The following is a 6095-nucleotide window of genomic DNA, read 5'->3' as shown; positions in this document are numbered from 1 at the left end:
GTGCGCGGGATCGGCTACCGGTTCAACCCGGCCGCGGTCGCCCGCACGACAACCCCACTGGGTGCCTACACGGTCACCGTGCTCGACGGCCGACTGACGCTGCCGTGCCCGCACGATGGGTGCCCGACTGACCTTCTTGCCGCCGAACCGACCGGGACGATCACCCGCCTGAGGGAGCTGGCCGCCTGGCATGAGCTGAACCACTGGGCGGAGACATCGTGATCCGCACTGGGTACACCCGCAGCAGTCCCCGGCCCCGCGGAGACCACCATGCCCTGGATCTCGCGCTGCTCCACCTGCAGGAGCCCCGCCGTGCTGATCGTCACCGGCAGAGTCCCCGGCCGAACGCTGTACGCCGCCCTGAGCTGCACGGCGTGCGCGCCACGGCACCGGGAGAAGGCCCGCGCCGCCGGGCCCGTCACGGAGGAACCGTACGGGCAGCCCGAGGAGCGGGAGCCGGAGCCGGAGCAGGCCGCCCTGTTCTGACCGCCGCGGCACCCACACCACCGCCAGGAGCTCTCTCCGGCATGGCCGCGCGCCGAAGACAGGCCCCGCCCCGGACCGAAACGACCCACTAGATCAACTGGAGCACCGAACGTGGCATTCAGCCGCAGGCCGCATCGCAAGAAGATGAGGCCCGCACGATTCGCCAGCCTCCGACTGGAGGTCTACCGGCGCGACGGCTTCGCGTGCCGGACATGCGGATGGGCCCCTCCCGTCCCGCAGGGGTACGACGGCAGCTTCGCCCTCTTCACCGTCGAGGAACGCCCTCCGAAGCGTGCGCAGATCCGCCCCCGCCAGGTGACTCGGCAGCTGGAACTCGACCACATCACCCCGTACTCCAAGGGCGGCAGCACGACCCTGAACAACCTTCAGGCCCTGTGCTCGCCCTGCAACAGCCGCAAGGGAGCGAAGCTCTGATGGCATGGGCCCGCGTCGACGACGCCTTCGACGACCACGAGAAAGTGCTAGCCCTGCTCGACATGGACCAAGGGGTCGCGGCGGTCGGCCTGTGGACGCTGTGCCTGACCTACGCCCACCGCAACACCCGCAAGAAGGGCAAGGTCCCCGGCTTCATCCCCACCACCCTGCCCCGCCGCTTCGCCGGCGCCGACGGCAAGGACCTGGCCTCCCTCCTCGTTCACGTCAGGCTCTGGGACCAGGTCGACGACGGGTGGATGATCCACGACTTCGCCGAATACCTCCCCGACAAGGAGGTGAGCGCCGCGAGGTCGGCGGCCGGAAAAAAAGGAGCGGCCGCACGCTGGGGAAATAGGCAAACGGATGGCAATTTGTCATCCCCCGATGGCAAAAGCCATGGCAAACCGATGGCAACCCATGCCGAGCAGGGCGGCGAAGGGCCTACTGGCCCTTCTCGTGCACCCTCTTCTCCGGCAGGTGAAGGGGGTGATTGGCAAACCGATGGCTCGTTGCCATCCGACGATGGCAATTTGCCATCCACTTGCCATGAATCCGATGGCAAACCCGTAGCAAACGATGGCTCGCGCGCGGGCGCGCGCTGGGAACGGGTTGATGTACGTACTACGGTGCTAAACCCCAATCCCAGTCCCGAGCCCGTTCCGCCTTCGGCGGGCACGGCTCCGCCGCGCCGCGCGCCCGCCCCGCCCGGCGCCGCCGACGAACACCCCGCCGCTGCCGTCACCGTGCAGACCCTCGTCGCCGAATACATCGACACCTGCCGCCACCGGCCCCCCAGCGACTTCCTCGGCCAACTCGGCAAACGCGTCAAGCAGCTGCTCGACGACGGCCTCCCGGCCGACGCGATCCGCGACGGCATCACCGCCTGGGCCGCCAAGGGCCTCAGCCCCAGCACGCTGCCCGCCGTGGTCAACGAGGTCATGAACGCCAACCCCCGCCCGGCCCAGCCCGGCAAGTCCCGCAACGCCCAGATCCTCGACGCCGCCATGGAACGCGCCCTCGCCGCCGAAGCCGCCATGGCCGCCCGCACCGAGTCCGTGAGAGGAGAACTCGCCTCATGACCCCCACCGAAGCCGTCCGCTTCGTCCGCCATGTGGGCCGCCTCTGGCCCCAGCAGCGTCTCGAAGACGGCACCCCCGACGCCTGGTACGCCGCCGCCCTCAAGGACATCACCCCCGACGACGCCGCCGAAGCCGTCGACCGGCTGGTGAAGCTCCACCCCTTCACCTCGCTCGCCGAGATCGTGAGCGAGGTCCGGCGCATCCGGGAGGAGCGCATCGCCCGCCACCCGGTCCCCACACCTCCCGCCGAACTCGCCGACAACGCCCACGCCTACAAGGCCCGGCTGGCGGCCTCCATCGAGCGTCTCGCCAACGGCGCGCACATCCCCAGAGCGGCGATCGCGACCGGCACCGGCGCTCCACCCACCCCCGAGTACACCCAGGCCCGCGGCGCCGACCGCGACCCGCTTCGCGTCGCCGCCAACCAGGTCCCGTGCCCCTGGCAGCCTTGCTGGGCCGCCGTCGGCCAGTCCTGCGTCAACGCCGCCGGGCGCCGCCTGCCCGGCGCCCCCGCCCACGAAGGGCGCCTGGTTGATGCCGGGCTCGCCGAGTGGCGTGACGTCAACGGGGTGCGCCGCGCCGTCCTCCTTGGAGCGTCGTCGTGAGCATCACCGACCTCGACCAGCTGGCCGACCGCATGCTCTGGCCTGCCACCCGCCTCATCGCCGCCGTCCACGACCGCGACGACCGCGCCTCCCACGACGTGCTGAACCGCCTCGGGCTCGTCGAGTTGCGCGGGCTCGCCGTCGTCCTGGCCGCCCTCGTCCCCGACGACCAGGCCCTCACCACGCTCGCCGACTGGACCCGCGGCGCACCGCCCGTCTCCGAACGGCAGGCGGCTGAGCACCGGGCCGCGCTCGAAGCCGAGCTGATCGCCGCGCGGAGGCGAGTGGCATGACCCGCGCCGTCCTCGACCAGCCCGCACTGTGGGAGCCCGAGCCTGAGCCCGCGCGCCCGCCGCGCCGCCCCACGCACACACCTCGGCCGCGCCGGACCCGGGAGAGCCAGGCCGAACCGTGCGACCCGGCCTGCCTCACCTGCGGCAAGCCGGAGGGGCGTGGACTGTGCAGCCCACGCTGCTCGGTCACCTGCGTCCACGTCGCCCAAGCCGACCTGGTGGAGGTGTGCCTCGTCACCGTCCACGTCACCGCGCGGGTCGTCGTCGGCATCCACGGCGCCGAACCCGGGCGACGCCTCGCCGCCGTCACCTGCCCGTTCTGCGAGCGGCTCCACTGGCACGCCGCCCAATACGGCAGGCGCTACCGGGTCGCCCCCTGCGGACGTCCGTACATCGTCACCCTGGCGCGGCCCCGCATTGGCCCCCAGGAGGCGCCGAGAGGCACGGAGACGGGCGGAACCATGCCGCACACACAACGGGACCACCCCTGAGCCTCACAAAGCCTCACAGGCCACCACAGCCGTGCGAGGCGCAGCAGCCGCACGCGCAGCACTCACACGCCACCGATAGGAGCACCATGACCAACCCCGACCTGCCGTGCCCCCACGAGAACTTCGAAGCCCACGTCGAAGTGAACCGCGTCACCGCCACCGACGACGGGCCCGTCGTGGCCTACTCCGCCGACATCAGGGTTCGGTGCCGGGACTGCGACGAGCCCTTCCGCTGGACAGGCCTCCAAGCCGGACTCTCCCAAGCCCACCCCACGGTCAGCGTGGACGAGACCGAGCTGCGTGCCCCGCTGCGACCGGCGAGCGTGGACCCGGACTTCGGGCTGGGCCTGCCCGGCTTCGTAGTGCGCTACCGCGACGGCGACCGCGCCTGACATCCCCACCCCACCTGACCCCGACCAGCACCACGGAGCACCATGAGCCTGCCCTGCCCCGTCCCGGCCTGCACCCGCACCATGACCGGCAACCGCCCCATCTGCCGGGCCTGTGAGGCGGGGCTCCTGCGCGACCTCACCGACGTGCCCAGCCTGGACACGCACCTGGACATCACCCTCACCCGGCAGGCCGTCCTGGGAAGCTCCAGCGGCCGGGCCGAGGCCTCTGACGAGATCGACCCCGAGATCGGGCTGACGCTTCGGCGCACACCCCTGCCGTGGGACCAGCGAGCCCGCGAGGCGAGAGACGTACTGCGGTCCGCGCTCGTCGGGTGGGTCAGGATGCTCCTGGCCGACGACGAGCGAACCGGGCCGACCTGCCAGGCCTGCGACCACCCGAGCTGCGTGTGGATCGCCGCCAGCAGAACCCCCGCCGACACGCTGCCCGCCCTCGCCCGGTGGCTCATCCGGCAGCGCCGCGCGCTCCTCGCCCACCCGGCCGTCGAGGAGGCCGTCGACGAGCTGGCGGACGCCGTACGGCAGGCCAGGCGTGCCATCGACCGGCCAGCCGCCACCTGGTACGCCGGACCCTGCGGCGTCAACGACTGCACCGCCGACCTGTACGCCCGCCACGGCTCCCGCGCCATCCGATGCCCCCGATGCCATGCCACCCACGACGCCCCCGCCCGGGAGGAATGGCTCATGCGGCAGGTCCGCCAGCAGCGGGAGACGGCCGCCGGAATCGCCCGCGCCCTACAGGGCTTCCAGCCCGGCCTCACCGCCGAGATGATCCGCGGCTACGCCCACAGACTGAGGTTGTTCCGGTTCGGCTTCGACGCCCTCGGCCGCCCGCTGTACCTGGTCGGCGACGTGCACGACCTCCTTAACGGGCTCCCGCCCCGCGCCCTGTCCGGCCCCGCCTGTCCGTCATGCCGCCATCTCACATGTCGGGCAATTCGTGGCAGAGTGTCGGCGTGGATGCCGCAGATTGGTCAGCTGTCATCGCAGGTATGGCTCTGATCGCAGGAACTACCGTTTCGGTCCTCTCATGGATGGCCGCTCGCCGGTCCGCCGCAGCAGCGGAGAAGGCTGTTGAGGCCGCAGAGGCAATGACGGCGATCGAGCGGGAACGTCGGCATCGTGATAACCGACCCGACATCTCCATAAAGCACACCCCTATCCTGAGTGGTGGCGCGCAAATGGAACTGCTTCTCACTGGCCCTCATGGCGTGGAAGAAGTGAGAGTCGAACGTCTTGTGATCCAAGACAGCGAGCCCTGGGCGAACCCCGTCATCCAGAGCCCAACTCGGGAAGAACTGGCCGTCTATGTCCGCGGACCGTACGAGTTTGTGGGCAAGCTTGAGGAGCAGAAATCTGGAGGCCGGACTGTTGAACCGTTCACTCTGATCGTCGGCTATCCCCACAAGCTGCTACTCAAGGAGACAAGTCCGCCACCGAATTCCAAGATCCCGGAAAACATATGGCGACAGGATGTTCATTCGCTGTCCCTGCGGGTGGCTGTGGAGTGCGTCCAGGAAGGCTACGAGCCCTGGCGCTACGTCTTCCCTGAGGTGCCGATGGACAAGAACCTCCTTCCCCCGGTGAGGTCTTCAGGCGCTTGACAGCGACCTGCGCGAACGCCACCATGTGATCAGCTACGACACGAAGGCCCGCCACCGAGCGGGCCTTTCGCATGAGAACGGCACCTGTGATCGTCTTCCCGCGTCCGCTCGACATCGTCCCGATCCTCGATGGGGACGACGTCATGCTGTTGCCCGCGATGTGGCCGGTGCGGCTCACGCCGGACGAACGCCGCGCCTTCGCGCAGGCCCTGCTCGACCTCGACGAGCACTAGACGCGCGCCCCTGGCGGGAGTGCGCCCGGCTCCGCACCCAGGCCCCCAACCGTGGCTGCGTGAGCCCCGCGGCCCGGCCCCGGCGACGGAGGGGCGCTGTGGACCGGGCCGCCTCTCGACCGGGCGGGTGGCCTGACGCTGCGGCGGGCCGCCCGTCCGCACCACCATGAAGGAGCTCCTGTGCGCCTGACCGACCGCGTCTCCGAGTTCATCACCACCGCCCTCGCCGACCAGACGCTGCCCGGCGAGGTCATCGACCACGAAGTGATGATGGTCATCACCTATCGGCCCGGCGGAGAGATCCCTCATATCTGGCTCCAGTTCGTCGGCTACGACTCGGCTGGCGACCCGCTTATCCCCGTGTCGGTCGACATCACCGGGCCATGCCCGAGCCTGTCCGTACTGCAAGGCCACGTGGCCACCGCCCTCACCTGGATCAGGGCCCAGTAGGCGAAGGCC

Annotated in this window: 12 protein-coding genes; all 12 read left to right on the top strand. The window is 70.4% G+C overall.

All coding sequences use genetic code 11. The annotated features are described in order from the left end of the window. A partial coding sequence (locus ACFOYY_RS42275; RefSeq protein ID WP_386197165.1) for a hypothetical protein occupies nucleotides 1-222 on the top strand: 222 nt, incomplete at its 5' end. 48 nt (nucleotides 223-270) lie between these two features. Next, nucleotides 271-486 carry a hypothetical protein gene (locus ACFOYY_RS42270; RefSeq protein ID WP_386197164.1) on the top strand — a complete coding sequence of 72 codons (216 nt, stop codon included), beginning with the start codon at nucleotides 271-273 and terminating at the stop codon, nucleotides 484-486. 144 nt (nucleotides 487-630) lie between these two features. Further along, nucleotides 631-921, top strand: coding sequence for an HNH endonuclease (locus ACFOYY_RS42265; protein ID WP_352015367.1), 291 nt, complete (start codon nucleotides 631-633; stop codon nucleotides 919-921). Beyond that, the gene (locus tag ACFOYY_RS42260; RefSeq protein WP_386197163.1) at nucleotides 921-2000 is read left to right on the top strand and encodes a hypothetical protein; all 1080 of its coding nucleotides are present in this window, start codon (nucleotides 921-923) and stop codon (nucleotides 1998-2000) included. The genes ACFOYY_RS42265 and ACFOYY_RS42260 overlap by 1 nt, the downstream gene beginning before the upstream one ends. Beyond that, nucleotides 1997-2605 (top strand): zinc finger domain-containing protein, encoded by a 609-nt coding sequence (locus ACFOYY_RS42255; RefSeq protein ID WP_386197162.1) that lies wholly within the window; start codon nucleotides 1997-1999, stop codon nucleotides 2603-2605. The genes ACFOYY_RS42260 and ACFOYY_RS42255 overlap by 4 nt, the downstream gene beginning before the upstream one ends. After that, nucleotides 2602-2898, top strand: a complete 297-nt coding sequence (locus ACFOYY_RS42250; protein WP_386197161.1) for a hypothetical protein — start codon at nucleotides 2602-2604, stop codon at nucleotides 2896-2898. The genes ACFOYY_RS42255 and ACFOYY_RS42250 overlap by 4 nt, the downstream gene beginning before the upstream one ends. Then, a complete protein-coding gene (locus ACFOYY_RS42245; protein ID WP_386197160.1) occupies nucleotides 2895-3389 on the top strand; it encodes a hypothetical protein in 495 nt (164 codons plus the stop codon). The genes ACFOYY_RS42250 and ACFOYY_RS42245 overlap by 4 nt, the downstream gene beginning before the upstream one ends. 86 nt (nucleotides 3390-3475) lie before the next feature. Beyond that, the gene (locus ACFOYY_RS42240) at nucleotides 3476-3781 is read left to right on the top strand and encodes a hypothetical protein (RefSeq protein WP_386197159.1); all 306 of its coding nucleotides are present in this window, start codon (nucleotides 3476-3478) and stop codon (nucleotides 3779-3781) included. Between the two features lie 42 nt (nucleotides 3782-3823). Further along, nucleotides 3824-4801 (top strand): hypothetical protein, encoded by a 978-nt coding sequence (locus tag ACFOYY_RS42235; RefSeq protein WP_386197158.1) that lies wholly within the window; start codon nucleotides 3824-3826, stop codon nucleotides 4799-4801. After that, nucleotides 4792-5403 (top strand): hypothetical protein, encoded by a 612-nt coding sequence (locus tag ACFOYY_RS42230; protein ID WP_386197157.1) that lies wholly within the window; start codon nucleotides 4792-4794, stop codon nucleotides 5401-5403. The genes ACFOYY_RS42235 and ACFOYY_RS42230 overlap by 10 nt, the downstream gene beginning before the upstream one ends. Before the next feature lie 71 nt (nucleotides 5404-5474). Beyond that, nucleotides 5475-5636, top strand: coding sequence for a hypothetical protein (locus ACFOYY_RS42225; RefSeq protein ID WP_386197156.1), 162 nt, complete (start codon nucleotides 5475-5477; stop codon nucleotides 5634-5636). Between the two features lie 180 nt (nucleotides 5637-5816). Continuing rightward, the gene (locus ACFOYY_RS42220; RefSeq protein ID WP_386197155.1) at nucleotides 5817-6086 is read left to right on the top strand and encodes a hypothetical protein; all 270 of its coding nucleotides are present in this window, start codon (nucleotides 5817-5819) and stop codon (nucleotides 6084-6086) included. Nucleotides 6087-6095: the final 9 nt, after the last annotated feature.

It is taken from the genome of Streptosporangium jomthongense, assembly GCF_042650425.1.
In the GTDB taxonomy this organism is placed as follows: domain Bacteria; phylum Actinomycetota; class Actinomycetes; order Streptosporangiales; family Streptosporangiaceae; genus Streptosporangium.
This window is presented reverse-complemented; position numbering and strand designations above follow the sequence as displayed.